Origin of the sequence: Vibrio navarrensis (assembly GCF_015767675.1) — a bacterium.
Lineage (GTDB): Bacteria > Pseudomonadota > Gammaproteobacteria > Enterobacterales > Vibrionaceae > Vibrio.
Window position 1 is genome coordinate 438,045 of record NZ_CP065217.1, and the last position, 26,096, is coordinate 464,140.

Annotated in this window: 24 protein-coding genes; 16 read left to right on the forward strand and 8 right to left on the reverse strand. The window is 49.2% G+C overall.

The window, feature by feature from the left end; genetic code table 11:
* Nucleotides 1-11: 11 nt before the first annotated feature.
* Nucleotides 12-2,852 carry a bifunctional [glutamate--ammonia ligase]-adenylyl-L-tyrosine phosphorylase/[glutamate--ammonia-ligase] adenylyltransferase gene (gene glnE / locus I3X05_RS01965; RefSeq protein WP_045569864.1) on the forward strand — a complete coding sequence of 947 codons (2,841 nt, stop codon included), beginning with the start codon at nucleotides 12-14 and terminating at the stop codon, nucleotides 2,850-2,852.
* A 70-nt stretch (nucleotides 2,853-2,922) separates the two neighbouring features.
* Nucleotides 2,923-4,353 (forward strand): bifunctional D-glycero-beta-D-manno-heptose-7-phosphate kinase/D-glycero-beta-D-manno-heptose 1-phosphate adenylyltransferase HldE, encoded by a 1,431-nt coding sequence (hldE, locus tag I3X05_RS01970; protein WP_045569865.1) that lies wholly within the window; start codon nucleotides 2,923-2,925, stop codon nucleotides 4,351-4,353.
* Between the two features lie 124 nt (nucleotides 4,354-4,477).
* Here hldE and tolC read toward each other — a convergent pair whose 3' ends face one another.
* Nucleotides 4,478-5,803, reverse strand: a complete 1,326-nt coding sequence (gene tolC, locus I3X05_RS01975; RefSeq protein ID WP_337970930.1) for an outer membrane channel protein TolC — start codon at nucleotides 5,801-5,803, stop codon at nucleotides 4,478-4,480.
* A gap of 228 nt (nucleotides 5,804-6,031) precedes the next feature.
* Between tolC and nudF the strand changes: the two genes are divergently transcribed.
* The 6 genes from nudF to parC all read left to right on the forward strand — a co-directional run bounded on the left by nudF (nucleotide 6,032) and on the right by parC (nucleotide 12,928).
* Nucleotides 6,032-6,667, forward strand: a complete 636-nt coding sequence (gene nudF / locus I3X05_RS01980; RefSeq protein ID WP_045569867.1) for an ADP-ribose diphosphatase — start codon at nucleotides 6,032-6,034, stop codon at nucleotides 6,665-6,667.
* Nucleotides 6,667-7,116: a DUF1249 family protein gene (locus I3X05_RS01985; protein WP_039440701.1), complete on the forward strand. Its 450-nt coding sequence runs from the start codon at nucleotides 6,667-6,669 to the stop codon at nucleotides 7,114-7,116. Before nudF ends, I3X05_RS01985 begins: the two co-directional genes overlap by 1 nt.
* Nucleotides 7,117-7,134: 18 nt before the next feature.
* Nucleotides 7,135-7,950 carry a 3',5'-cyclic-AMP phosphodiesterase gene (gene cpdA, locus I3X05_RS01990; protein WP_045569868.1) on the forward strand — a complete coding sequence of 272 codons (816 nt, stop codon included), beginning with the start codon at nucleotides 7,135-7,137 and terminating at the stop codon, nucleotides 7,948-7,950.
* Between the two features lies 1 nt (nucleotide 7,951).
* Nucleotides 7,952-8,542 (forward strand): esterase YqiA, encoded by a 591-nt coding sequence (gene yqiA, locus I3X05_RS01995; protein ID WP_045569869.1) that lies wholly within the window; start codon nucleotides 7,952-7,954, stop codon nucleotides 8,540-8,542.
* Nucleotides 8,543-8,767: 225 nt separating this feature from the next.
* Nucleotides 8,768-10,648, forward strand: coding sequence for a DNA topoisomerase IV subunit B (parE, locus tag I3X05_RS02000; protein WP_045569870.1), 1,881 nt, complete (start codon nucleotides 8,768-8,770; stop codon nucleotides 10,646-10,648).
* A gap of 3 nt (nucleotides 10,649-10,651) precedes the next feature.
* A complete protein-coding gene (parC, locus tag I3X05_RS02005; protein WP_045569871.1) occupies nucleotides 10,652-12,928 on the forward strand; it encodes a DNA topoisomerase IV subunit A in 2,277 nt (758 codons plus the stop codon).
* Nucleotides 12,929-12,970: 42 nt separating this feature from the next.
* On the opposite strand, the gene degS is transcribed toward parC, so the two are convergent.
* The 3 genes from degS to zapG form a co-directional block, all read right to left on the reverse strand.
* Complete coding sequence (gene degS / locus I3X05_RS02010) at nucleotides 12,971-14,038, reverse strand: outer membrane-stress sensor serine endopeptidase DegS (protein ID WP_045569872.1); 1,068 nt, start codon at nucleotides 14,036-14,038, stop codon at nucleotides 12,971-12,973.
* A 118-nt stretch (nucleotides 14,039-14,156) separates the two neighbouring features.
* Entirely contained in the window at nucleotides 14,157-15,524 is a 1,368-nt protein-coding gene (locus I3X05_RS02015; RefSeq protein WP_045569873.1) for a DegQ family serine endoprotease, read from the reverse strand.
* Nucleotides 15,525-15,674: 150 nt separating this feature from the next.
* Entirely contained in the window at nucleotides 15,675-16,124 is a 450-nt protein-coding gene (zapG, locus tag I3X05_RS02020; protein ID WP_045569874.1) for a Z-ring associated protein ZapG, read from the reverse strand.
* Nucleotides 16,125-16,283: 159 nt separating this feature from the next.
* Between zapG and zapE the strand changes: the two genes are divergently transcribed.
* The 8 genes from zapE (at nucleotide 16,284) to sspB (ending at nucleotide 22,620) form a co-directional block, all read left to right on the forward strand.
* The gene (gene zapE, locus I3X05_RS02025) at nucleotides 16,284-17,387 is read left to right on the forward strand and encodes a cell division protein ZapE (protein WP_045569875.1); all 1,104 of its coding nucleotides are present in this window, start codon (nucleotides 16,284-16,286) and stop codon (nucleotides 17,385-17,387) included.
* 251 nt (nucleotides 17,388-17,638) lie between these two features.
* Nucleotides 17,639-18,067: a 50S ribosomal protein L13 gene (rplM, locus tag I3X05_RS02030; RefSeq protein WP_039423932.1), complete on the forward strand. Its 429-nt coding sequence runs from the start codon at nucleotides 17,639-17,641 to the stop codon at nucleotides 18,065-18,067.
* A gap of 15 nt (nucleotides 18,068-18,082) precedes the next feature.
* Nucleotides 18,083-18,475, forward strand: a complete 393-nt coding sequence (gene rpsI / locus I3X05_RS02035; RefSeq protein WP_039423934.1) for a 30S ribosomal protein S9 — start codon at nucleotides 18,083-18,085, stop codon at nucleotides 18,473-18,475.
* Nucleotides 18,476-18,804: 329 nt separating this feature from the next.
* Nucleotides 18,805-19,395, forward strand: a complete 591-nt coding sequence (gene petA, locus I3X05_RS02040) for a ubiquinol-cytochrome c reductase iron-sulfur subunit (RefSeq protein ID WP_045569876.1) — start codon at nucleotides 18,805-18,807, stop codon at nucleotides 19,393-19,395.
* The gene (locus I3X05_RS02045; RefSeq protein ID WP_045569877.1) at nucleotides 19,395-20,660 is read left to right on the forward strand and encodes a cytochrome b; all 1,266 of its coding nucleotides are present in this window, start codon (nucleotides 19,395-19,397) and stop codon (nucleotides 20,658-20,660) included. Before petA ends, I3X05_RS02045 begins: the two co-directional genes overlap by 1 nt.
* Nucleotides 20,657-21,394, forward strand: coding sequence for a cytochrome c1 (locus I3X05_RS02050; protein WP_045569878.1), 738 nt, complete (start codon nucleotides 20,657-20,659; stop codon nucleotides 21,392-21,394). Before I3X05_RS02045 ends, I3X05_RS02050 begins: the two co-directional genes overlap by 4 nt.
* Before the next feature lie 98 nt (nucleotides 21,395-21,492).
* Nucleotides 21,493-22,128: a stringent starvation protein SspA gene (gene sspA / locus I3X05_RS02055; protein ID WP_045569879.1), complete on the forward strand. Its 636-nt coding sequence runs from the start codon at nucleotides 21,493-21,495 to the stop codon at nucleotides 22,126-22,128.
* 3 nt (nucleotides 22,129-22,131) lie between these two features.
* Nucleotides 22,132-22,620 carry a ClpXP protease specificity-enhancing factor gene (gene sspB / locus I3X05_RS02060; RefSeq protein ID WP_045569880.1) on the forward strand — a complete coding sequence of 163 codons (489 nt, stop codon included), beginning with the start codon at nucleotides 22,132-22,134 and terminating at the stop codon, nucleotides 22,618-22,620.
* Between the two features lie 68 nt (nucleotides 22,621-22,688).
* Here sspB and I3X05_RS02065 read toward each other — a convergent pair whose 3' ends face one another.
* The 4 genes from I3X05_RS02065 to I3X05_RS02080 are packed head-to-tail and all read right to left on the reverse strand — an operon-like array spanning nucleotide 22,689 to nucleotide 26,033.
* Complete coding sequence (locus I3X05_RS02065; RefSeq protein WP_045569881.1) at nucleotides 22,689-23,270, reverse strand: BON domain-containing protein; 582 nt, start codon at nucleotides 23,268-23,270, stop codon at nucleotides 22,689-22,691.
* A gap of 2 nt (nucleotides 23,271-23,272) precedes the next feature.
* Nucleotides 23,273-23,863 carry a phosphoheptose isomerase gene (locus I3X05_RS02070; protein WP_039423958.1) on the reverse strand — a complete coding sequence of 197 codons (591 nt, stop codon included), beginning with the start codon at nucleotides 23,861-23,863 and terminating at the stop codon, nucleotides 23,273-23,275.
* A gap of 3 nt (nucleotides 23,864-23,866) precedes the next feature.
* A complete protein-coding gene (locus I3X05_RS02075) occupies nucleotides 23,867-24,235 on the reverse strand; it encodes a YraN family protein (RefSeq protein WP_045569882.1) in 369 nt (122 codons plus the stop codon).
* On the reverse strand, nucleotides 24,222-26,033 hold the full coding sequence (locus I3X05_RS02080; protein ID WP_337970931.1) for a penicillin-binding protein activator: 1,812 nt from the start codon (nucleotides 26,031-26,033) through the stop codon (nucleotides 24,222-24,224). Before I3X05_RS02080 ends, I3X05_RS02075 begins: the two co-directional genes overlap by 14 nt.
* Nucleotides 26,034-26,096 lie beyond the last annotated feature (63 nt).

Here is a 26,096-nt window from a genome sequence, read left to right on the forward strand (position 1 = left end):
AAGGAAGAATCATGCACTTGCCTTCGTCATTACAGCCTGTCGCAGAACGGGCGATGCAAAGCGCCCAACAAGCGGGCTACCTCGAGCATTGGTCGGCGGAGTTTACTGAACACTATCGCTATGTCGCAGGACTCAGCCCTTTTATCGTCGAGGCGCTGCAGCGCGATAGTGTGCTTGCCAAGCAACTGCCGACGATGTTGGCGGATGTGAGCCGTCAGGAATCTTACCGCGCTCAATTGGCGGCACAGCTGGCGGAGTGTCGTGACGAAGCAACCGGACAGCGCGTACTGCGTCAGTTTCGTAATCGTGAGATGGTTTACATCGCTTGGAAAGACTTCAGCCAAAGTTGGAGTTTGCAAGCGTCACTGAGCCATCTTTCCCAACTGGCCGAGGCGATGATTTTTGAGACTTACCAGTGGCAATACGCTTTGTGCTGCCAAGAGTGGGGAACGCCGACCAATGCGGCGGGTGAAGCGCAGCCGATGTTGATCATCGGCATGGGGAAACTGGGCGGAGGCGAGCTCAATTTTTCATCCGATATCGATCTGATTTTCACTTATCCGGAAAACGGAGAGACCCAAGGCGCACGGCGTAGCATTGCCAACGCGCAGTTTTTTACCCGCCTTGGCCAGCGGATCATCAAAGCGCTCGATCAACAAACCTTTGATGGCTTTTGTTATCGGGTGGACATGCGTTTACGCCCCTTTGGTGAGAGTGGCCCACTGGTGATGAGTTTTGCTGCATTGGAAGATTACTACCAAGAACAAGGGCGTGATTGGGAACGCTACGCGATGATCAAAGCGCGCGTGATGGGACGGGAGATGTACCCGCAGTATCAAGAGCTGCGCCAGATGCTGCGTCCTTTTGTCTTCCGCCGTTACATTGATTTCAGCGCGATTCAATCGCTGCGGCGGATGAAGTCGATGATCAGCAGCGAAGTGCGCCGCCGGGGTTTGACCAACAACATCAAGCTCGGTGCTGGCGGCATCCGCGAAATCGAATTTATCGCTCAGGTCTTTCAATTGATCCGCGGCGGGCGCGAACCCAGTTTACGCAAGCGTGGGCTCTTGACCACACTGGAAGCGGTTGCCCAACTGCAACTGCTGACTCAAGAAGAGGTCAGCAGCCTGACGCTGGCCTATCAGTTTTTGCGCCGTTTGGAAAACTTACTGCAAGCCATGGCCGACAAACAGACGCAAACCTTGCCAGAAAGTGAATTGGAGCAACTGGCTCTTGCTACGGCGATGGGGTATACCAGTTGGCCAAGTTTATTGCTAGAGGTCAATCACCACATGGCGGCGGTGCATCAAGTGTTTGAAACCTTGATCGGTGATGATGAAGAGGAAGTGAGTCCGGTAGCGCACCACTTCAGCGAGCTATGGGACATGGCTCACAACCCAGAAGTGATTGAACAGATTCTGCAAAGCGATCTCTCCCTTGCCGACCCCGCCACCGTTGCCCAGCAAGTGATTCAATTTAAAGCCGATCTGGCGAAAAAGACCTTAGGACCGCGTGGACGCGATGTGCTCAATCACTTGATGCCGAAAGTGTTTAGCGCGGCTTTTGCTCATCCTGAAGCGCAATTTGGTTTACCGCGGGTGTTTTTCTTATTGCACAGCATCGTCACCCGCACCACGTATCTGGAACTGCTGGACGAGCACCCAGCTGCGTTAACGCAGTTGGTGCGCTTGTGCACCGCCAGCCCGATGATTTCACAGCAGTTAGCGCGTTATCCTATCTTGCTCGACGAGCTTATCGACCCGCAGCAGCTGTATAACCCCATTCCTCTGGAATCCTATCGCACCGAGCTGCGTGATTTCCTCGCCCGTATTCCCGAAGAGGATATGGAGCAGCAAATGGAAGCGCTGCGCCAGTTTAAACAGATCTGCATTTTACGCATTGCAGCGGCCGACATCGCAGGTGTATTGCCGGTAATGAAAGTGAGCGATCACTTAACCTATTTGGCCGAAGCGATTGTTGAAGCCGTTGTCCATCAAGCTTGGCAACAAGTGGCGGAAAAATATGGTGAACCAACCCATTTGAAAGAGAGAGATGGCAAAGGTTTTGCGGTGGTCGGCTATGGCAAAGTGGGGGGCTGGGAGTTGGGGTACAACTCCGATCTGGACGTGGTTTTCCTCCATGACTGCCCAACCAATGTCTATACCGATGGCAAAAAGGAGATCGATGGACGCCAATTTTACTTGCGTCTGGCGCAGCGCATTATCCACATTTTCTCGACTCGTACTGCGTCGGGCATTTTGTATGAAGTGGACACGCGCCTGCGCCCGTCCGGTGCATCGGGTTTGCTGGTGTGCCCAGTGGATGCGTTTGATGAATACCAGCGCCAAGAAGCGTGGACTTGGGAGCATCAGGCGTTGGTTCGCGCCCGTATGATTTATGGTGATGACGAGCTCGCAGGCGAGTTTGCCCGTGTTCGCCACGAGGTACTGGCGTTGCCGCGAGATGAAAGCCAACTGAAAAAAGAAGTGGTGGAGATGCGAGTAAAAATGCGCGAACACCTGGGTGGTAAGAAAGCCGATCGCTTTATGCTCAAACAAGATCAGGGCGGGATCACCGATATCGAGTTCTTAGCTCAGTACTTGGTACTCAATTTCAGCGCGAGTAAGCCGAAAATGACGCGCTGGAGTGATAACGTGCGAATCTTTGAAACCTCGATTGCACAAGGCGTAATGAACGAATCACAGGCGCTGGCGCTAACGCAAGCCTACACGCGCATGCGTGATGAGATCCATAAACGCAATTTGCTTAATCTGGATGCGGATGTGGCTTTAGATAAATTTACCGCAGAGCGACAGGTAGTAATGGATGCTTGGCACGCGTTGCTGAGCTAGCACCTTCAACTATTTAGCCCGCAAAAGGGCTGTGCTAAACTCTGCGCAGCAAAAAATTTGGAGATCGACAATGAAACCTATCCTACCTGATTACAGCAATGCAGGCGTTCTGATCATCGGCGACGTGATGTTAGACCGCTACTGGTATGGACCTGTTAACCGCATTTCCCCAGAAGCGCCAGTGCCTGTAGTCAAGGTCGACAACAACGAAGAGCGTCCGGGCGGCGCGGCAAACGTGGCCATGAACATCGCCTCACTGGGTGGCCTTGCGCACATCGTTGGTCTGACGGGTGAGGACGAGCCGGCTAGAGTGCTGAAGGAAACCCTCAGTTCACTCAAGGTGAAGTGCGATTTTGTCTCTCTTCCTGACTACCCAACCATCACCAAACTGCGCGTAATGAGCCGTGGCCAGCAATTGATCCGCCTCGACTTTGAAGACAAGTTTGCCAATGTCGATCAAGAGTTGATCCTCTCGCGCATGGAGCGCACTTTGCCACAGGTGCAGGCCGTGATTCTCTCTGACTACGATAAAGGCGCGTTAGAGCACGTTGAAGCGTTGATCGCCAAAGCGCGCGCCGCCAATGTGCCGGTATTTATCGATCCTAAAGGCACTAACTTTGAACCGTATCGCGGCGCTACTCTGCTGACACCGAATATGTCGGAGTTTGAAGCGGTGGTCGGCAAAGTCACCTCCGAAGAGGATTTGGTGGCCAAAGCACTGGCGTTGATTGAGAAGTTTGATTTCTCTGCGCTGTTGGTAACTCGCAGTGAACACGGCATGACGTTAGTGCGTCAGGGGCAAAAGCCATTCCATCTGCCAACACAAGCCAAAGAAGTGTACGACGTGACAGGGGCTGGGGATACGGTAATCTCCGTTCTTGCTGCTTCGGTTGCGGCAGGTAAACCTCTGGAAGAGGCGTGTGCCCTAGCGAATGCCGCCGCAGGAGTGGTTGTCGGCAAACTGGGCACTTCGACCTTATCTACCATCGAGCTGGCCGAAGCGATTCATGGCAGCCGTGATACCGATTTTGGCGTGATTACCGAAGCAGCACTGATCGATGCCGTCAAAGCAGCGCAAGCTAAAGGCGAAAAAGTGGTGATGACTAACGGCTGTTTCGACATTTTGCATGCGGGTCATGTTTCCTACCTCAACAATGCCGCCAAACTGGGCAATCGCTTAATTGTGGCTGTGAATACCGATGAATCGGTGAAACGCCTCAAAGGGTCGGGTCGTCCGGTCAACCCAACCGATCGCCGTATGGCGGTCTTGGCCGGATTGGGCGCAGTCGATTGGGTGGTGCCTTTTAGCGAAGATACGCCGCAGCGTTTGATTACCGCGATATTGCCGGATCTGTTAGTTAAAGGTGGCGATTACAAACCCGAAGAGATTGCCGGTGGCGCAGAAGTGATTGCCGCGGGCGGCGAAGTGAAGGTACTCAACTTCGAAGATGGCTGCTCCACCACAGAGATCATCGATGCGATCAAAGGCGGCAAAGGTTAATCACCCGCCAAGATGAAGATCAAAAAAAGGGTTACTGGTGAGGTAACCCTTTTTATTTCGCACTTTCTTTTATTTCGCACTTTCGTTAAGCAAGCCAGTAGAGACACTGGCTCACCATGGGCGATTATTTTTCCGCAATCAAACCCGCATCCACATCGAGAATATCCTGTTCACTCAGGGTTCCTATGGCTTGGCGCAATTGAAGTACGCTCAGAATGTAGTTGTAACGAGCATCAGAGAGGTTTTTGTTGGCATCGTAGAGACGGCGAGTGGCGTCTAACACGTCAACGATGGTACGAGTACCCACATCAAAGCCCGCTTCGGTTGCTTCCAGAGCTGACTTCGCTGAGACAACGGATTGCTCATAAGCGCGTAGCGCACCGATTGAAGCATTGATGTTATTCTTCTGTGCGCGCACTTCTTTGACTACACCACGGTAAGTGGCTTCCAAATCTTGGCTGGTTGCTACGTAGTTGAACTCAGCTTGTTTGGTTTGTGAGGTGATATTACCGCCAGTGTACAGTGGCACATTCAGGTTAAGGCCAATATTAAAGTTGTTGGTTGTGCCGTCAGAATTTTCACTGCTACCAATATCGGCGTAGTTGTAGCCACCATCGAGCGTGAGAGAAGGCAGATGACCAGAGCTGGCCAGAGAGATGTTCTCTTTGGCGATGTCAGTGGCAATACGTGCTGACAGCAAGCTGAGGTTTTTCTCTTGCGCCTCTTCGATCAACGCTTCTGCAGGAGTGCTCGAGTGGCTAGCAGTGAAACGTTTGGTGTCCAGCACATTCAGGTTTTTGTGCTCTTGTCCTGTGATCTCACGCAGCGCTTCGTAGCTGTTGGTTAGGCTGTTTTCGGCCAACACTTCATCAGCCAACACGCCATCGTACTGCGCTTGCGCGTCGTGTACGTCGGTAATTGCGGACAGGCCCACTTCAAAACGCTGTTTTGTTTGTTCAAGCTGACGCGCAACGGCGGCTTTTTCTGCGCGGACAAAATCCAAGTTATCTTGCGCTTTAAGAACCGCAAAATACGCTTGTGCGACACGCAGGATCAAAGCTTGTTGTGTTGCCGCGTAAGAGGCATCCGCTTGACGAGCAGTTTTCTCTGCGTTGTCTAGCGTAATCCAAGAGGAACGCTTGTAGAGTTCCTGAGAAAAACTGATGCCTGCGGAGAGCGCATTTTGGTCATTATCACGTGAACCGCCCGCGTCTAAATCGGTATCCCCACGGGTCAGGTTATACCCAGCAGTCAAATTAATTTGTGGCAACAAGCTGCTGCGACTTGACGTGATCGCTTCAAAAGCAGCATCACGTTTTGCTTTGACACTCAGCAGTTGTGGATCGTTTTGTTTGGAGAGATCGTAAATCTCCGTAAGAGAATCAGCCCAAGCCGATGTGTTGAGGCCGCCGAGTACTGCACCAATAAGCAGTGGAAGCAGTTTTTTCATTTTTTCATTCCTGCCGTTTATAGTTTGATTAATTCCCAAGAGTCTAACCTAAGTTGCTGGATATTTATCCTAAATTCTGCATTTTTTCTAAATAATTGTCCACTTGTATAATAAAAAAGTTGTCGCTACTAAAAAATTTTAGAACAATTATATAAAAAGTTGAGCCAAGTCCTTTGAGTCATGTTTAAACAGTGAGTAAACTACAAGATTCACTCAGTGAGGTGTCCGATGCAACAGTATGACAATAAACCCGGTGTTTTTACTTCCAACGATGTAGACGTGCTGGCCAAAGAGACCTTATTTAAAGGCTTCTTCAAAATGGTGAAATACCGATTTCGCCACAAATTGTTTGCTGGCGGCTGGAGTAATGTGATCGAACGCGAAATGTTTGAACGTGGTCATGCTGCTGCAATGCTGCCTTATGATCCTGTGCGCGATGAAGTGGTATTGATTGAGCAGATCCGTGTCGGCGCCTTAGAGCACAACCATCCGTGGCAGATGGAAATCGTCGCAGGCATGATCGATCGCGACGAATCGGCTGAGCAGGTGGTACGTCGAGAGGCGGAAGAAGAAGCGGGGATTTCGGTCAAAAATATCCACGCTATCGTCTCTTACTACCCTTCTGCGGGCGGATGTTCTGAAAAACTGGATGTATTCATTGGTGAAGTTGATGCGTCTCAAGCATCTGGCATTCATGGTTTAGACTATGAAGATGAGGATATTCGTGTTCACGTGATGAGCCGCTCGCAAGCGTATGATTTAGTAAGAGAAGGTAAAATCGAGAACGGTGCCTCAATTATCGCTTTGCAATGGTTGGAGTTAAATCACTTGCAGGTAAAGTCGCAGTGGTTGGAGAAGGGTTGATGGTGCAGGTCGCAGTTAAAAAGCCGTATTACGTTGATTTGGCAGGGTTAATGAGAACCTACGAGACCAATTATGCCAAATTGAACGCGCTGTTGCCTTTTCAAGCAGAGGTAGGCGAGGTGCGCTGTTACCAAGTGGCCAATATGGTTTATCAACTGACAGTGAAAGAGGTCACAAAATACACCACGATAGTGGAGGTATGTCAGAGTGATGAGGCGCCAGTATTTCCTTTGCCAACGATGTCTGTCAGGCTTTATCACGATGCCAGAGTCGCTGAGGTGCTCTCCAGTGGCGACCACTCCCGTTTTAAAGCGAAATACGACTACCCGAATGACAAGTTAATGCAGAAAGATGAAAAACATCAGCTCAATGCATTTCTCGGTGAGTGGCTCACGTTTTGCCTCAAGAGCGGCATCAGTCGAGCGCCAATAACATTTAAAGAAGAATAACAGAGTCAGGTTTTCATTTTGCAACATACAACCAGCGACACGAGCAGCATAAAGCTGCTGCAAATAACCGATACTCATCTGTTTGCGACCGATGAGGGCAGTTTATTAAGTGTCAAAACGCTTCAGAGTTTTCAGGCGGTCGTCGAGCAGGTCATGCAACGCCAAGTGGCGTTTGATTATGTGCTGGCAACCGGTGATATCTCACAAGACCACAGCGCACACTCCTATCAGCATTTTGCAAAGGGCATCGCGCCACTGCAAAAGCCGTGTTTCTGGTTGCCGGGAAACCACGACTATAAACCGAATATGTCGAGTGTACTGCCTTCAGCGCAAATCACCGCGCCAGAGTATGTCGCGTTGGGCGAGCATTGGCAGATGGTCTTGCTGGATTCTCAGGTGGTTGGCGTGCCGCATGGTCGTTTAAGCGACAGCCAACTGATCTTATTGGAAGAAAAACTGGCCAGCAACCCAAGCAAACATACCTTAATTTTGCTTCATCACCATCCGCTGCTGGTGGGGAGCGCTTGGCTTGACCAACACACGTTGAAAGATGCGGAGGTATTTTGGGAGATCGTTTATCGCTATCCCAACGTCAAAGGCATAGTGTGTGGCCATGTGCATCAGGATATGAATCGTATGCACCGCGGCATCCGCGTGATGTCCACGCCATCAACGTGTGTTCAATTTAAACCCAACTCTGATGATTTCGCTTTGGATAATGTCTCTCCCGGTTGGCGAGAGTTGCAGTTGCACGCCGATGGCGAGATCACGACCCAAGTACAGCGTTTGAGCGCTGGAAGCTTTTTACCCGACTTTACGTCGAGTGGATATTGATATGGCAGAGAAAAAGCCCTCTTTATTACTGTATATTCACGGCTTTAACAGCTCACCGCTGTCATTGAAAGCGCAATTGATGCAGCAATACTGCCAGTCGCATCGTCCGGATATCGAAGTGGTGGTACCGCAACTGCCCTGTTTCCCTAAACAAGCGGCCGACTTTTTGTTGTCCCTGGTTACGCAGTATCACGCAACGCACCAAATTGGTTTGGTCGGCAGTTCGCTCGGAGGGTATTTGTCGACTTGGCTCAATGATCAATTTGCTTTTCGCGTCGTGGTAGTTAATCCGGCCGTCAAACCTTACGAGCTGCTGGTAGATTATCTTGGCCCGCAAACCAACCCCTATACGCACGAAAGCTATACACTTGAAAGCGTGCATATTGACGAGCTTAAAGCTCTTGAGGTAAAACGCATCGCTTCGCCAGAAGATTTCTGGCTGCTGCAACAGACCGGAGATGAAGTGCTCGATTATCGTCAGGCGGTGGACAAATTTTCTGCCAGCCGACAGACGGTGGAAGAGGGGGGCGATCATAGTTTTGTTGGTTTTGAACGTTATCCTGAGCAAATTATCACTTTCCTTGAGTTATAACTCCCTTCACTTTGTACAGGATTGGGGAAGGCTCATAGTTTTGCCGCTCATATCCAACCGTTTCTTGACATAGCCGGGTCGCTTTCCGACTATGTTTTCCGAATCCAGCTACCGTGTAGTACACAGGGCCAAACCTGTGAGTAACAGGGTAGCTTTTTCGTTGTCTGTGTTTAAGATGAGCAAGTTCTACAGACAACAGGTAAATATTGAGAACGATTCCGTATTATGACTGAACAATATAATGCTGGTGCCATTGAAGTACTGAATGGTCTAGAGCCAGTACGTCGCCGACCAGGGATGTATACGGATACCACGCGCCCCAACCACTTAGGTCAAGAGGTGATCGACAACAGTGTCGACGAAGCGCTGGCCGGACATGCCTCCAAAGTACAAGTCATCTTGCATGCAGACCAATCACTGGAAGTGATCGACGATGGTCGCGGCATGCCTGTCGATATCCACCCGGAAGAAAAGGTCTCGGGCGTTGAGCTTATTCTCTGTAAGCTGCACGCTGGCGGTAAATTTTCCAATAAAAACTATCAGTTTTCCGGTGGTCTACACGGGGTAGGCATCTCCGTGGTCAACGCTCTGTCCAAACGGGTGGAGGTGACGGTACGTCGTGATGGTCAAGTTTACGAAATTGCGTTCGAACATGGTGACAAAGTTTCCGATCTTACCGTCACGGGCACGTGCGGCCGACGCAATCGCGGTACCAGTGTGCACTTTTGGCCAGACGCCAAATACTTTGATTCCGCTAATTTTTCCGTCACACGCCTTATCAATAACTTGCGTGCTAAAGCGGTGCTGTGCCCAGGATTAGAAATCACTTTCAGCGATAAAGTGAATAACCAAGAGTATCAGTGGCTGTATCAAGACGGGCTGAAAGACTACCTGTTTGAAGGCGTGAAAGGCTACACCCTGTTGCCCGAGGAGCCGTTTACCGGCGCTTTCTCGGCGGAAACTGAAGCCGCAGATTGGGCGGTCATTTGGCTGCCGGAAGGCGGTGAAATGATCACCGAAAGTTACGTTAACCTCATTCCGACCGCGCAAGGCGGCACGCACGTCAACGGCTTGCGCCAAGGTTTATTGGACGCGATGCGCGAGTTCTGCGAGTTCCGCAATCTGCTGCCACGTGGGGTAAAACTGACAGGGGAAGACGTTTTTGACCGCTGTGCTTACGTTTTGTCGGTGAAGATACAAGACCCGCAATTTGCTGGCCAAACCAAAGAACGTCTATCGTCTCGTCAAACCGCTGCGTTTGTCTCTGGTGTGGTGAAAGACACTTTCAGCCTGTGGCTTAACGAAAAGCCGCAGCTCGCTGAGCAACTGGCTGAAGTGTGCATTGCCAACGCCCACCGCCGCATGCGTGCCAGCAAAAAAGTGGTGCGCAAGAAGATTGCATCAGGCCCCGCTTTACCCGGTAAGCTGACCGACTGTACCGTACAAGACCTAGCCCGTACCGAAATCTTCTTCGTCGAAGGGGACTCGGCAGGCGGCAGTGCTAAGCAAGCACGCGATCGCGAGTTCCAAGCGGTGATGCCGCTGCGCGGTAAGATTTTGAATACATGGGAAGTTTCGGCCGATCAAGTGCTGGCTTCACAGGAAGTGCACGACATTTCGGTCGCGCTAGGCATTGATCCCGACAGCGACAACTTAGAAAGCCTGCGCTACGGCAAAATCTGTATCCTCGCTGATGCAGACTCCGATGGATTGCACATCGCCACACTGCTGTGCGCGCTATTTACCCGCCATTTCCGCGCTCTGGTCGAAGCGGGTCATATCTACGTCGCCATGCCGCCGCTGTATCGTATCGACTGTGGCAAAGAGGTGTTCTACGCCCTCGATGATGCAGAAAAAGAGGGTATTTTGGAGCGCCTCAGTCAGAAGAGAGCCAAGATCAACGTGCAACGCTTTAAAGGCTTGGGGGAAATGAACCCGCTGCAATTGCGTGAAACCACGATGGATCCGAATACGCGTCGTCTGGTGCAGCTCACCATCGATGATTCCGAGGCGACGATGGAAATGATGGACATGCTGCTGGGTAAAAAACGCGCCGACGATCGTCGTTCTTGGTTGCAAAACAACGGCGATATGGCAGAGGTTTAATAGATGTCTACAGAAATTACCTACGATGGCGTCGAACAGTTGCCAATGCGCAAGTTCACTGAAGACGCTTATCTCAACTACTCGATGTACGTGATCATGGACCGTGCCTTGCCATACATTGGCGATGGTTTAAAACCGGTTCAGCGTCGCATCATTTATGCGATGTCAGAGCTCGGCCTTTCTGCGTCTGCAAAATACAAAAAATCGGCGCGTACGGTTGGTGACGTGCTGGGTAAGTATCACCCGCACGGTGATTCTGCCTGTTACGAAGCGATGGTGCTGATGGCACAGCCATTTTCTTACCGTTATCCGCTAGTGGATGGCCAAGGAAACTGGGGTGCGCCGGACGATCCGAAATCGTTCGCCGCCATGCGTTATACCGAAGCGAAACTGTCTAAATTTGCCGATGTGTTGCTTGGCGAGTTGGGCCAAGGCACGGTTGAGTGGCAAGCAAACTTTGACGGCACGATGAAAGAGCCGAAAATGTTGCCTGCGCGTTTGCCGCACATTTTGCTTAATGGTGTGACAGGCATTGCGGTGGGGATGGCGACCGACATTCCACCGCACAACGTGCGTGAAGTGGCGGACGCAACCATTCATCTGATTGACCATCCACAGGCAACGCTGCCTGACGTGATGCAGTTCGTCAAAGGACCGGATTACCCAACCGAAGCGGAAATTACCTCACCAGCGTCAGATCTGGAGAAAATCTATCGCACTGGCCGAGGCAGCATCAAAATGCGCGCGGTATGGCATAAAGAGAGCGCTGATATCGTCATCACCGCGCTACCACATCAGGTATCTGGCGCTAAGCTACTTGAGCAGATCGCCGGGCAAATGCGCGCTAAAAAGCTGCCGATGGTCGAAGATTTACGTGATGAATCGGATCACGAGAACCCAACGCGCATCGTGATTGTGCCACGCTCTAACCGTGTCGATTGTGAACAACTGATGAACCATTTGTTTGCGTCAACTGACTTGGAGAAGAGCTACCGAGTAAACCTCAATATGATTGGCCTCGACAACCGTCCTCAGGTCAAAGGTTTAGTGCAAATTCTGGCTGAATGGATTGAGTTTCGCCGCGAAACCGTTCGCCGCCGCTTACAATATCGTTTGGATAAAGTGCTGGCGCGTTTGCACATCTTAGAAGGTTTATTGATAGCGTATCTCAACATCGATGAAGTGATTGAGATCATTCGTACCGAAGATGATCCAAAAGCGGTATTGATGGCGAGATTTGCCATTACCGATATTCAAGCTGACGCGATTCTGGATACCAAACTTCGTCACCTAGCGAAGCTCGAAGAGATGAAGATCCGCGGTGAGCAGGATGAGCTGGAAAAAGAGCGTAAGAAGCTCGAAGAGTTACTTGGCTCAGAGCGCCGTTTGAATACGTTGTTGAAAAAAGAGATCAAGGCTGACGCTGAGAAATTCGGTGATGATCGCCGCTCTCCGCTTATTGAACGTGAAGAAGCGAAAGCGCTCACCGAGCGTGATTTGCTGCCAAATGAAACGATCACTGTGGTGCTGTCGGAAAAAGGTTGGATCCGTCATGCCAAAGGACATGAAGTCGATTGCGAAGGGCTAAGCTACAAAGCGGGCGATAGCTATCTTGCTCATGCATGCGGTAAGAGTAACCAGCAAGTGGTGCTGTTTGGCTCGGATGGGCGCAGCTATTCACTCGAATCACACACCTTACCGTCCGCGCGCGGGCAAGGAGAGCCAATTACTGGTCGACTCAACATCACGCCGGGTAGCAGTATTCGTCAACTGGTGATGGGAGAAGAGGATCAACTGTGGCTGGTGGGCTCAGATGCCGGTTACGGCTTTGTGTGTAAAGGCAGCGATCTGCTGTCGAAAAACCGCAGCGGTAAAGCGCTAGTCACCTTACCAGAAAATGCCGAAGTGATGACGCCATCGGCGGTGCTGGATCTGGATAATGATGACATCCTTGCGATTACTAACCAAGGGCGCATGTTGATGTTCCCGATCAAGGATTTGCCGCAGCTTGGTAAAGGCAAAGGCAACAAGATCATCAATATCCCCGCGGCCAAAGCCAAATCGAAAGAGGAAGTGTTGTCTCACCTTGTCGCGTTGCCCAAAGGGGTGTCATTAACCCTATATGCTGGCAAACGTAAACTGGGACTCAAACCGAGCGATCTGGAGAATTTCCGTGGTGAACGTGGTCGTCGTGGTGGGTTGCTGCCGCGTGGCTTGCAGCGGGTTACTCGGATCGAAATTGAATCCTCCGACACTGAGCTTGCGCCAGAGCAAGAGTAAAGCAGACCCCAGCATAGCGCTGGGGTTTCTCATTTTATACGGTTAGATTTCTCGCGCATCTTCGGCGATGGTCACTTGCAACGTGATTTCTTGGCCCTTGCGAATCACACCAACATCGGTTGTTGTGCCTGGGCGTAAATCGGTGACAATGTCCATCACGCTTTGCCGTCCTTGGATCTTATTGCCATCAATACTAATGATGATGTCTTGTGGCTGAAAGCCCGCTTTGGCCGCCGGGCCGTTTGGATCAACGCCTAACACCACAATCCCGCCAATGTGCTCATTTCCCAATAAACGAGCGGTTACGGCGTTGATGTCTTGTCCATCAATGCCAATGTAGCCGCGAATGACTCGTCCATCGGCGATGATCTTTTGCATGATTTTATCGGCCAGCAAATAAGGAATAGCAAAAGAGATACCGTAGGTTTCCATGTCGGTAGCTTGCTGGAAAGAGGCGGTATTGATGCCGACCAACTCTCCGCGAGTATTGACCAAAGCCCCACCAGAGTTACCTTCGTTGATGGCGGCGTCGGTTTGAATAAACGCTTGACGGCCATCGGCACTGATCGAAGAACGACCGGTCGCAGAAATAATACCAAATGTGGTGGTTTGGCCTAAGTTGTACGGGTTGCCAATCGCCAAAACGACATCACCGACCTTGGCTTTGTAATTGGGATTTAGCGGAATAACCGGAAAGTTGCTGCCTTCAATACGCAAAATAGCGATGTCGGTGCGGCGGTCTTTCCCCACTAATTGAGCCGCGGCGACTCGACCATCCTGCAACGCGACCACAATTTGATCGGCCTGAGCGACGACATGATAATTGGTGATGATGTAGCCCTTTTCGCTGACAATCACCCCAGAGCCTAACCCTTGCGTGGAAAGCTTACTGCGATCATTTTCTACATATTTACGGCTGTAAATGTTCACCACCGCTGGCGCGGCATTGTGCACGGCTTGGTTAAAGGAGATTTGCATCGTTGCGGCATCTTGAGGGACCGGATCTAAAGGGGTGGTCAAGACTTTGCTGCGTAAAGAGGGAACCGCCAGCAACACCAATGCTGCTGTCATCAGCCCCAATAAAATAGAACGCAAAAGAAAGTTCACCATACCCTCTCCACAAAAACGGAACAATTTGCAAACAAGGGTGAAGAATAGCACTACCGACAGAAATAATAAAAGGGCAGCCTATGCAAGACTGCCCTAAGTTAGTGAAGTCTCAGCGAGATTAACGAATCACGAGGTAGATAGTGCGTTCACCACGCTGAATATTCAGTGCCAGTACACCGGTTTGTTTTTCCACTATGGTGCGGAAATCAGCTAAGTTTTTCACGCGCTGGCGGTTCACGCCGATAATGATGTCATCCTTTTTCAACTGGTAGCGGGCAGCCGGTGAATTGTCTGCGACTTCAACCACTTTTACCCCAGCAATACGGTCTGAGCTGCTAGTATTGGCTAACTCCGCTCCTGCTAGCCCTTCATGCATTTTGTCCGCTTTGGCTTTGGTTTGCTGGGATTCACCCAAGGTGACTTTAAACTCTTTGTCTTTGCCATCACGGATAACACCGAGTTTGATCTCTTTGCCAGCGCCTAGTGTCGCAATTTTGGCTCTTAGTTCAGAGAAGGTCTCAATCTTCTTGCCGTTGAGCGAGACAATAATATCACCAGCCTTGATGCCCGCTTTATCGGCTGCCGAATCTTCGACGACTTGGCTGACAAACGCCCCTTTGCTTGAGTGATAACCCAAAGCGTCAGCAAGCTCTGAGGTGATTTCACCGCCTTGTACTCCGAGCATGCCGCGCTTCACTTCACCAAATTCCAGAATTTGGTCGGTGAGGTTTTTCATCATGTTCGATGGAATGGCAAAGCCGATCCCGACGTTGCCACCGCTGGGGCCTAAGATAGCGGTATTGATGCCAATAAGCTCACCGTTCAGATTGACTAAGGCACCACCGGAGTTTCCGCTGTTGATGGCGGCATCCGTTTGAATAAAGTTCTCGAAATTTTCGATATTAAGGCCGCTGCGCCCCAGTGCTGAAACGATCCCTGAGGTGACGGTCTGCCCTAAACCGAAGGGATTACCGATGGCAACGCTAAAATCTCCGACGCGCAGTTGATCGGAATCGGCAATCTTAATCTCGGTCAGATCCTTAACATCGCTCACTTTCAGCAACGCGATATCCGACATCTCGTCTCCACCCATCAGCTCAGCATCGGCTTCACGGCCATCATGAAGTTGTATACGGATGCTATCCGCGCCTTTGATGACGTGATAGTTGGTGACGATGTAGCCCTTATCCGCATTAATGATCACACCAGAACCGAGTCCGCGAAATGGTCGTTCGCGCACTTGCTCTGTGGGAAAGTCTGGACCGAAGAAAAATTGAAATTGCTCGGGAATGCGTGAGCGTTCAACTTGTTTACCTTCCACGGCAATACTCACGACCGCGGGGGTGACGCGCTCAAGCATGGGGGCGAGGCTGGGTAACTCTTGTCCATTCACTGCGGCAGGAAAAGCCGCACTGACGGGGAGTGGTGCAAGCGCAGAGCTTAAGCTCAGTGAAAGGGCGGTTAAAACAAGCAAAGGTTTTTTCATCCGATAACTCCTCATAAATAAGGTCTATTGCAAGGGAGATTGGCTCAAACGAATAAGCTTATTGCTATTCATATTGGCGCCACAAACAGTTTTCAATAGACACTAGTGTGAGTTGGGACTCAAAAACCTTTGAAAAGTTCAGCAGAAATTTTACGACGCTTTAGCGGTTACTGCGTCAGTTGCCGTTAAAATCTCTTTTTTCTCACCGCTAAAAAGGCCAGTTGCTCCATTGGCATAATCTTTCGGTTGCTCCGTCATGCCTTCAGACTGTGCCTCAGTTGTGGTTTCACTCTCTGAAGTAATCGCTTTTTTATCAAAAGGATTATCTTGTTCGGGCAGGTTTGGCAGCAAGTCAGCTGAGGTCTTCGCCATGTGCTGATACAGCTTACTGTAGTCCTTGCCTAGCGTTTCAAGTAATTCTGCGGTTTGAGCAAAGTGGTCCGCCAGTTCTTGACGTTGCTGTTCCAGCGCATATTTAGCGACTTCCAGCTCCTTTTTGACCGATTTCTGTTTCTTGTATTCGGGGGTAGTCAGTCTGGAAATTATAACGCCGACAATCGCACCGACCAGCAAGCCTACGATGGCATACATCCAAGGCATAACAGCTCCTTATAGTTGTTTTAACATGTTTTTTACTGCTTAGTTACACGTATTGCGTGACCATGTTACTATGGGAAAAGTGGTCAATAAAGAAAAATAGCAACACCGATTTCTCATCCTAGTAATTGTATCGCTTTGTCCTGTTTTGGTATGACAACAATGAGCCCATTAGAAAAATACGAACACGATATCGAGCATCAAGGCTTTAAAAAAGATCCTGCTCAATACCAAGCCGTGCGGGCGTTAGACTCGCTTTTTCACCAATTTATCCAATATTCCGCTACGCCAGTTGAAAGTGTGCCTCGCTGGCAACAATGGCTAGGAAAGAAGCCATCTCGTCCTAAGGTGCCTCAAGGGCTTTACTTCTGGGGCGGCGTCGGGCGGGGCAAAACCTATCTAATGGATACCTTTTTCGACGCTTTGCCAACCCAGCGTAAGATGCGAGTGCACTTTCACCGTTTCATGTATCGGGTGCATGACGAGTTGAAAAAACTGGCTGAGGTGGAGAATCCGCTAGAAAAGGTGGCGGAGCGTTTTAAACAGGAAGCGGACATTGTCTGTTTTGATGAATTCTTTGTTTCCGATATTACCGATGCCATGATCCTTGGTACCTTGATGCAGGAAATGTTCAAAAGAGGGATGATTTTGGTCGCGACGTCGAATATTGAGCCAAAAGATCTCTATCGCAATGGTTTGCAACGTGCACGTTTTCTACCTGCGATTGAACTGATCGAAACGCATTGTCAGGTGATTAACGTCGATAGCGGCATCGACTATCGCCTAAGAACCTTGCAGCAAGCTGAAATTTATCATCACCCGTTAGATGCAGATGCAAGCCGCAATTTGCAACGCTACTACCAACAACTGTCGGGTGACGATAGCCATAAGCACACCTCAGTCGAGATCAATCATCGCCAGATAGAGGTGGTTGAAGCCAGTAATGGCGTGCTGTACGCAACGTTTGCTCAGCTTTGTCAAACGGCAAGAAGTCAGAATGACTATATAGAAATATCAAAGATATACCACACAGTGTTGTTAGCGGACGTTCAGCAAATGGACAACAAAATTGACGATGCGGCTAGGCGTTTTATCGCGTTGGTGGATGAGTTCTATGAACGTCACGTCAAACTGATCATTTCTGCCCAAGTGCCGATGGCGATGCTCTACACCCAAGGACGGCTAGAGTTCGAATTTAAACGGTGTTTGTCTCGCTTAACGGAAATGCAAAGTCATGAGTACTTAGCTAAAGAACACTTGGCTTAGGTTTCAGCCTTTCGAGGAAAATACGCAGAAAAAATTAGTGATTGAGTGCAAAAAAAGGTGATTTTTTCTTCGCCCTTCTCTATAATCCTGCGACCCACCGTTACTGCAGACCTGATTATCGAAGTTATTCGAGATAGAAGGTCGAGAGTGCCAACCGCTCGAAGGGGTGATGACTGGGCTCTTAGACAGTGTGGGAGCACAGCGGTGTGTTCCTTTAAAGTTTAAATTTGAATTAACGGGTTATTATTAGCATGAAAACTTTCGTTGCTAAACCAGAAACTGTAAAACGCGACTGGTATGTTGTAGACGCTGAAGGTAAAACTCTTGGCCGTCTAGCAAGTGAAATTGCATCTCGCCTACGTGGCAAACACAAAGCTGAGTACACTCCACACGTTGACACTGGTGATTACATCATCGTTGTAAACGCGGAGAAAGTTACTGTAACTGGTAACAAAGCTGCAGCAAAAACTTACTACCGTCACACTGAATTCCCTGGTGGTATTAAGTCAATCACTTTTGACAAGCTGATTGTTCGTAAACCAGAAATGGTCATTGAGCTGGCAGTTAAAGGTATGCTACCACGTGGTCCTCTAGGCCGTGCTATGTACCGTAAGCTGAAAGTTTACGCTGGCGCTGAGCACAACCATGTTGCTCAACAACCAAAAGTACTAGACATCTAATTGGGGATTTCGAAAATGGCAGAGAATCAATACTACGGCACTGGCCGTCGCAAAAGCTCAGCTGCACGTGTTTTCATCAAACCAGGCAGCGGCAACATCGTAATCAACAAGCGTGCGCTTGAAGAGTACTTCGGTCGTCCAACTTCTTGCATGGTTGTTAAGCAACCTCTTGAATTGGTAGACATGGTAGAGAAACTAGATCTATACGTAACTGTAAAAGGTGGCGGTATTTCTGGTCAAGCGGGTGCAATCCGTCACGGTATCACTCGTGCTCTAATGGAATACGATGAATCTCTACGTCCTGCTCTACGTGCTGCTGGCTACGTTACTCGTGACGCTCGTTGCGTTGAACGTAAGAAAGTGGGTCTACGTAAAGCACGTCGTCGTCCACAGTTCTCTAAGCGTTAATCTTACGCTTACAGAGAATTTCTCTTGGATTTATCCATGGAAATTGTGGTTCAAAGCTCGGCTATATGCCGAGCTTTTTGTTTATTTTGAATTAGTTATTCTCCTTTCTTTGTTACACCTCACATCAAATATTTAGAATTTTGCCGCTTTTGTGACGACGTGAGCGATTTGCCTCACAAATGTTACAAAAAGGTAGCTTTATCTTGTCAAAAAGTAGGGTTTTATTTATCATTTCTCGTCAATAAATAGAACTAGATTCATATTTTGTTAGCCATGCTCTATTAGCGGAACAATCACGATCCAAAAGGAGCAAATGGGAGAATGTTTGGATGAGCAACGCGCCTTTAAATAACGGCCGCAGGCGTTTTCTGACCGCAACAACCGCAGTGGTTGGTGGGTTGGGGGCAGCTGCCGTCGCCGTTCCTTTTATCAAATCCTGGAATCCGAGTGCCAAAGCGAAATCAGCGGGTGCGCCGGTGGAAGTGGATATCAGTAAAATTGAAGCCGGTCAGATGATTCGCGTCGAGTGGCAAGGCAAACCTGTTTGGGTTGTACGCCGCACACAAGAAGTTCTGGAAAACCTGAAAACGATTGGTGGTCAACTTCGTGATCCTCAGTCCGAAATGGAACAACAACCAGCTTATGCTCAGAATGAGTTTCGCTCAATTAAGCCTGAGTTTTTCATTGCGGTTGGTTTTTGTACACACTTGGGATGTTCCCCAACGTATTTACCGGATTCTTTCTCAGAGCAAGTTCAAGGGGTTAAGTCGGGCTTCTTCTGTCCATGTCATGGTTCTAAGTTTGACATGGCTGGGCGAGTATTCCAGGGCGTTCCTGCTCCATTGAACCTAGTTATTCCTAAACACATGTATTTGAGCGATGACAAGCTTCTTATCGGTGTTGACGAGGGAGATGCATAATGCAAGCACTGTTAGATTGGGTTGAGAAACGAATCCCAGCGATGAATGCTTACAAAAAGCATTTATCCGAATACCCTATGCCAAAGAACTTCAATTTTTGGTACCTTTTTGGTTCTTTAGCCATGCTTGTTCTTGTCAATCAGATCCTAACGGGGATTTGGCTGACGATGAACTACGTTCCTTCGGGTGAAGGTGCGTTTGCTTCAATCGAATACATCATGCGCGATGTGGAATACGGCTGGTTGTTGCGTTACATGCACTCAACTGGCGCGTCTGCATTCTTCGTGGTGGTTTATCTGCATATGTTCCGTGGCTTGATTTACGGCTCATACCAGAAGCCACGCGAGTTGCTATGGATCTTCGGCATGTTGATCTTTTTGGTGCTGATGGCAGAAGCCTTTATGGGTTACCTACTGCCTTGGGGCCAAATGTCTTACTGGGGCGCGCAGGTAATTATTTCGCTGTTTGGTGCGATTCCGGTTATCGGCGATGATCTTACTCTGTGGATTCGTGGTGACTACATCATCTCAGGCGCGACGCTAAACCGCTTCTTTGCGCTGCACGTTATTGCTTTGCCGATTGTATTGCTACTACTTATCGTGTTGCACATTCTTGCTCTACACGAAGTGGGGTCGAACAACCCAGACGGTATCGAGACCAAGTTGCCAAAAGGTAAAATGGGCGCGGATTACAAGTCGCAGTTCAAGTTCCATGAGTACTACTCAAACAAATACGACATCATCGATTCGATTCCATTCCACCCATACGGAACGGTGAAAGATTTGGTGGGCGTCGCAGGCTTCCTATTCTTGTTCTGTTACGTGTTGTTCTTTAATCCAGAGATGGGCGGTTACTTCCTTGAGCCACCTAACTTTGAAGCAGCAAACCCATTGAAAACACCAGCACACATTGCACCAGTGTGGTACTTCACCCCGTTTTACGCAATTTTGCGCGCGGTACCTGACAAGTTGATTGGTGTCGTTGCGATGGGACTTTCGATTGTCTTCTTGTTCCTACTACCGTGGTTTGATCGTTGTAAAGTTCGCTCTTACCGTTACCGTAGCAAAATTCATTTGATTAACATCATCCAGTTTACGATCAGCTTCATTGCTTTGGGTATTCTTGGTGCGTTGCCTGCAACCCCAACATACACATTGCTCGCGCAGATCTTTAGCTTAGGTTATTTCATGTTCTTCATTCTTCTGTATGTGTACAGCAAGAACGAAGCAACAAAACCATTACCAGAGAGGGTGACATTCAAATGAAGAAATGGATTGTAATTCTGTTTGCGATGTTGCCATCACTGGCGATGGCGGCGGGTGTTAATGTTCACTTGGATAAGGCAAATGTTGACCTATCCGATCAGGCATCGCTGCAAAACGGCGCTAAACTGTTTATGAACTACTGTTTCGGCTGCCACTCAACGCAATATCAGCGTTATGAGCGAGTTGCCAATGACATCGGTATTCCAACAGATCTGATGAAAGAAAACCTGATGTTTAATCCGGAGTCGAAAATTGGTGACTTGATGGTCAATGCCATGCCGCCTAAACAAGCGGCAAACTGGTTTGGTGCTCCACCACCAGATTTGACCCTGGTTGCTCGTGTGCGTGGTGCCGACTGGATTTACACGTACTTGCGTTCGTTTTATGTGGATCCGTCGCGTCCGTTTGGTGTGAACAACATCGTTTTCCCAAGCGTAGGTATGCCTCATGTGCTAGAAGAGTTACAAGGCATCCCAACACCAGTGTACGAAACCAAAGTTGTTGACGGTCACGAAGTGCAAGTTGTGGTTGGCACCGAAAGTGACGGTACTGGTGAGCTGAGCAAAGGCGAATACGACAGAGCTGTGCTTGATCTGGTTAACTTCCTCGTTTACTCGGGTGACCCAGTGAAACTCGAGCGTCATAATCTTGGCTGGTGGGTTATGGCCTTCCTTGTGCTGTTTACTATCGTGGTTGTGATGCTGAAGAAAGAGTATTGGCGCGATGTGCATTAATTGTGCTATCATGCTGCGCTAATTCTCAATTTTATTGACAGATCAATGGAGGCTTAGCCTCCATTGTTTTTTTCTATCCTAAGTGTACTGGAGGGCCCATGGCTTTAGCTGCCAATAAACGTTCTGTGATGACTTTATTCTCAAGTGCATCAGATTTGTACAGCCACCAGGTGCGTATTGTTCTGGCTGAGAAAGGGGTAAGTGTTGAGGTTGAACTGGTTGATGAAACCAACTTACCAGCAGAGCTTATCGAGCTAAATCCTTATAAGTCAGTGCCAACTCTGGTTGATCGCGAACTGGCATTATACGACTCTAAGATCATCATGGAGTACTTGGATGAGCGCTTCCCACACCCACCATTGATGCCTGTATACCCTGTTGCTCGCGGTAACAGCCGTCTGATGATGTACCGTATCGAACGTAACTGGTATTCGTTAGCACAGGTAGTGGCGAAAGGCAACGGTGAAGAGTCAGAAAAAGCGCGTATCAAACTACGTAATGATCTACTGACATTAGGGCCACTTTTTGGTGAGTATGAGTACTTCATGAGTGAAGAATTCAGCTTGGTCGATTGCTATCTTGCCCCATTATTGTGGCGTTTGCCTCAATTGGGTATTGAGCTAGTTGGCCCTGGTTCCAAGGAAATAAAGACTTACATGAACCGTGTTTTTGAACGTGATTCATTCCTTGCTTCTTTGACTGAAGCTGAACGTGAGATGCGTCTGGTTCGTTAAGTTATGGAAATTGCTAATATGACTGCCCGCCGCCCATATATGCTCCGTGCATTTTATGATTGGCTGGTGGACAACGATCTGACCCCACATTTGGTGGTTCAGGCGACAATGCCTGGTGTTAGAGTGCCGCTTGAGTTTGTTCAAGATGGACAGATCATCTTAAATATTGCGCCAAGAGCGGTAGGTCAGCTTGAACTTGGCAACGAGGCGATTTCGTTCCATGCTCGCTTTAGTGGTCGTCCTCATTCCGTCATCGTGCCGCTTCATGCTGTGTTGGCTATTTATGCTCGAGAGAACGGCGCAGGCACCATGTTTGAGCCAGAAGAAGCCTACACTAACGTGACTGGTGAGATTGAAGAAGAGTGGCTTGAAGACGTAGATGATTCGGAGTTGTCATTAGATGACCTTGATTCAGACACGGCTTCAACAGAAAACTCTAATCCTGAACCTACTCGACCTAAAGGCAAGCCAAGCTTACGAGTGGTCAAATAAGTGTGATCAGGTAAAACAAAAAGCAGCGAACGCTGCTTTTTGTTTTTTTGCAACTTGTGATTTATCCGTTACTGCTCTTCGGTTTTCGCGTTGCCATATTCAAAGGCGCGGATCACTTGCTTAACGCCAGAAATATTGCGAGCGACTTCAGTGGCCTTTTTTGCTTGAGCCTCTGTGACGTAGCCAAATAGAAACACCTCTTTATCTTCGGTAATCACTTTAACTTTGACGCCATTGAGCTCCGACTCGGCCAACAATGCGGATTTGACCTTAGTGGTTATCCAACTGTCGTTACTGATCTCTGACACACCGAGTGGCGCTTTCACTCTAACCTGATTGTGCAGTACGCTGACCCCTTTAACGTTGCGAGCTTGGCTTTCGAAACTCGCACGCTCTTCGGCGCTGGAAGCTTGCCCCATCAAAACTACCGTGCCGTTGTATGAACTGGCGACGATTCTCACTTTGCCCACGTATGGGGCTTTGTTGCCGATAGCGGCAATTTCAAACTCGATATTGTTGTCCTGCCAAATCTCTTTGGTGGTTCTGGTGTCAGTGACGATGTTAGCGGTGGTTGCCGCCCCAGCAATAAATAGCCCTGCGCATCCACTGAGCATTAGCGTTGTGAGCAGTAATAGTGAGTAACGCAACATTCTTATTCCTCATGAGTTGGAAAGAGCACCTGATCGATCAGATCGCACAAGCAGTGCAAGGTCACCATATGAACTTCATGGATACGTGCAGTACGATGGGAGGGAATGCGAATTTCCACATCGTTTTCACCCAGAAGCCCAGCCATTTCACCGCCATCTTTGCCGGTTAGTGCAATGATCGTCATGTCACGCGTTACCGCAGCTTCCATCGCTTTGATGATATTTTTACTGTTACCACTGGTGGAAATAGCGAGAAGAATGTCGCCTGGTTGGCCAAAGGCCCGCACCTGTTTGGAAAAAATTTCTTGATAGTGGTAGTCGTTTGCCACGGCGGTTAGCGTGGTGTTGTCGGCGGTCAGTGCCATCGCGGGTAAACTCGGCCGTTCGGTCTCAAAACGGTTTAGCAGGCAAGAGACAAACTGTTGGACATTGGCTGCTGAACCGCCGTTGCCGCAGCAGAGAATTTTGTGTCCGTTGAGTAGCGTGGCGACCATCGCTTGCGCGGCATGGGTAATCGCATCGGGCAGCGCTTCTGCGGCCGCAATTTGAATCTGAATACTTTCGGTAAAACTGTCTTTAATGCTGTCGAGCATTGGTTATCCTTGCGTGATGGCGTTATCTATCCAATGGAGATCGTCGCCATTATTGTGTATTGCAATCACATCAAAGCGGATCGCGGTGTTACAAGCGTTGTATCCGTGTTGATCTAGCCAAAGATAAGCGGTTTTGAGTAACTTGTTTGCTTTTGCGGCAGAGACCATTTCGGCGGCGTGGCCGTAGTATACGCTTTTCCGGTATTTAACTTCTACAAACACAATGGTCTCGCCATCGCGGAAAATAAGGTCAATTTCACCCAATTTAGTGTTGAAGTTTTGTTCAATAAACACCAATCCCTGGCCAATAAGCCAACGCTTTGCCAGGGATTCGTATTGTTCACCGACAGCGCGGCGATTAAAGAGAGCCATGCTCTGACCAACTGATCTCGCGCTGCACCACACAGTTGTTGTCGATGGTGAGCAGGCCTGTTTTGCCATTGACGGAATGGCTAGGGACCACTTTCATCTGCGGCAATTCTGCCATGAGTTTGTAAGAGTCCATCCCGAGTGCCTGTAAGCGCTTTTGGAAGTTTGACTGTTCTGGCCACAATTGGTTCATTTGATTATCCAGCGCAGGGTTTGCCTGGATTAGCAGCGGAATGTCACTGTAAGCGATGCCAGAGAGATCTTCATACTGCTTCTCACCACTGTTACTCATGGAGTTGGAGAACAGTTTCGGCGGCTTAGTATCTGGGTTTATGGCCACTTCAATAAAGGGTTTAATGAGTGTCAACTCAGAGCTGCGCGCGGCAATATACACCGCATCGATATCACGGCGGCTGCGTGGTTGAGTTTCCATCGGCACATTCATCAGGCTTTCCATCTGCGCGATGCGCTGCTGGCTCTCTTGCAAACCAAATACAGAGTTGATGTCTCGTTGTAGCTGGCGTTTGTCACCAAAGTAGCTTAGGGCTGGTTTATCTGTGCTGTACTTTTGCCATTCTTGCTCAAACGCGGCGACTACGCGCTGACCAAATGCACCTTGCGGAGCCAGAATGAGCGGGTATTTGTAGCCTTCCGCAAACAGATGTTTCGCCGCTTGCGCTACCTCTTGTTCGGGTGAGAGGGCGACGTAGCAGATGCCTGTACCTGGCTGAATGGTGTCGGGGATATTCAATGCCAAAGATGGAATTTGTGTCTTGCCGTTTTCATCTTGCAGTTCTTGCTGTAAAGCCTCGATCATCTCTTTGCGCAGTGGCCCAACGACAAAATCGATTTGCTCATCAATCAGGCGCTGCTTGATTTGCTTGGCTTGGTAGAGGTTGGTATCAATTACGGTCAATGTGGCATTTGGATCCCGCCCACTGTCATTCATCATGGCAAAAATGAAACCGTCACGAACCAGTTGTGCTTGTTTGGCAAACTTGCCGCTGAGCGGAAGAAGCAAGGCAGTATTGACCGGTTTAATGATCTCCAACGCCAGAATTGACTGTATTTCGACCGGTGTATAAGTCGCGGCCGGATGGTTTGGATTCTCGGCGAGCCAATGCTCTAGGGTATTTTTTAGCTGAGGAACATTCCCCGCCATGTTTTTCATGTAAATCGCCAGTTGCAGCCAGCCGTCCAGCACCTCTTCATCAGATTCGGTATGCAGTTGCGTGATTTCGTACTGTGAATAACGGCTGAAATTGGCCCAAATCTGTTCCGCGATGGCACTTTTTTGCTCTTCTGGCACGTATTTGCTGAGCGCGACCCATTGGCGGTTGGCTTCAAAAGGGAGATCAAGCGCTTGAAAGGCTTGCGCACGCAGGGTGTAGTACTCTTGCCATTGGCTGTCGGCCAGCGTCCACCATGCCTTAAAATTGAGCAGCTCGGTGATCAGGCGAGGTTGATTTTTCTTTTGATGGTAAGTAGCTCGGGCAAGTTGCCATTCGGCTTGCTGTTTCTCGCTCATGGGCAGACGAGCTAAGCGCTGGATAAGCAAATCGGCTTGCTCTAACTGATTGGCCTGTAATGCCGCTTTGGTGGCCATAATTAGCCAGTCGGTTTGCAAACTGCCTTCGCTGCTGTCGGCATTGATAATGTAAGCTTCAACGGACTGGCTCGGCTCAAGGGTAATGTCAACACTGGTCGGCATCTTCGGCGCCGAAGAACAGGCCGCTAAGGTAATTGCCAGTGCAACAGGGGTGAGTAGGCGTGGTACACTGAGTCTCTTATGGTTAATCATTGCCGTGAGTTCTCTATAATTCCGTACAAAATTGTCTCTATCTTAATCGTTGAAGTGATGGTA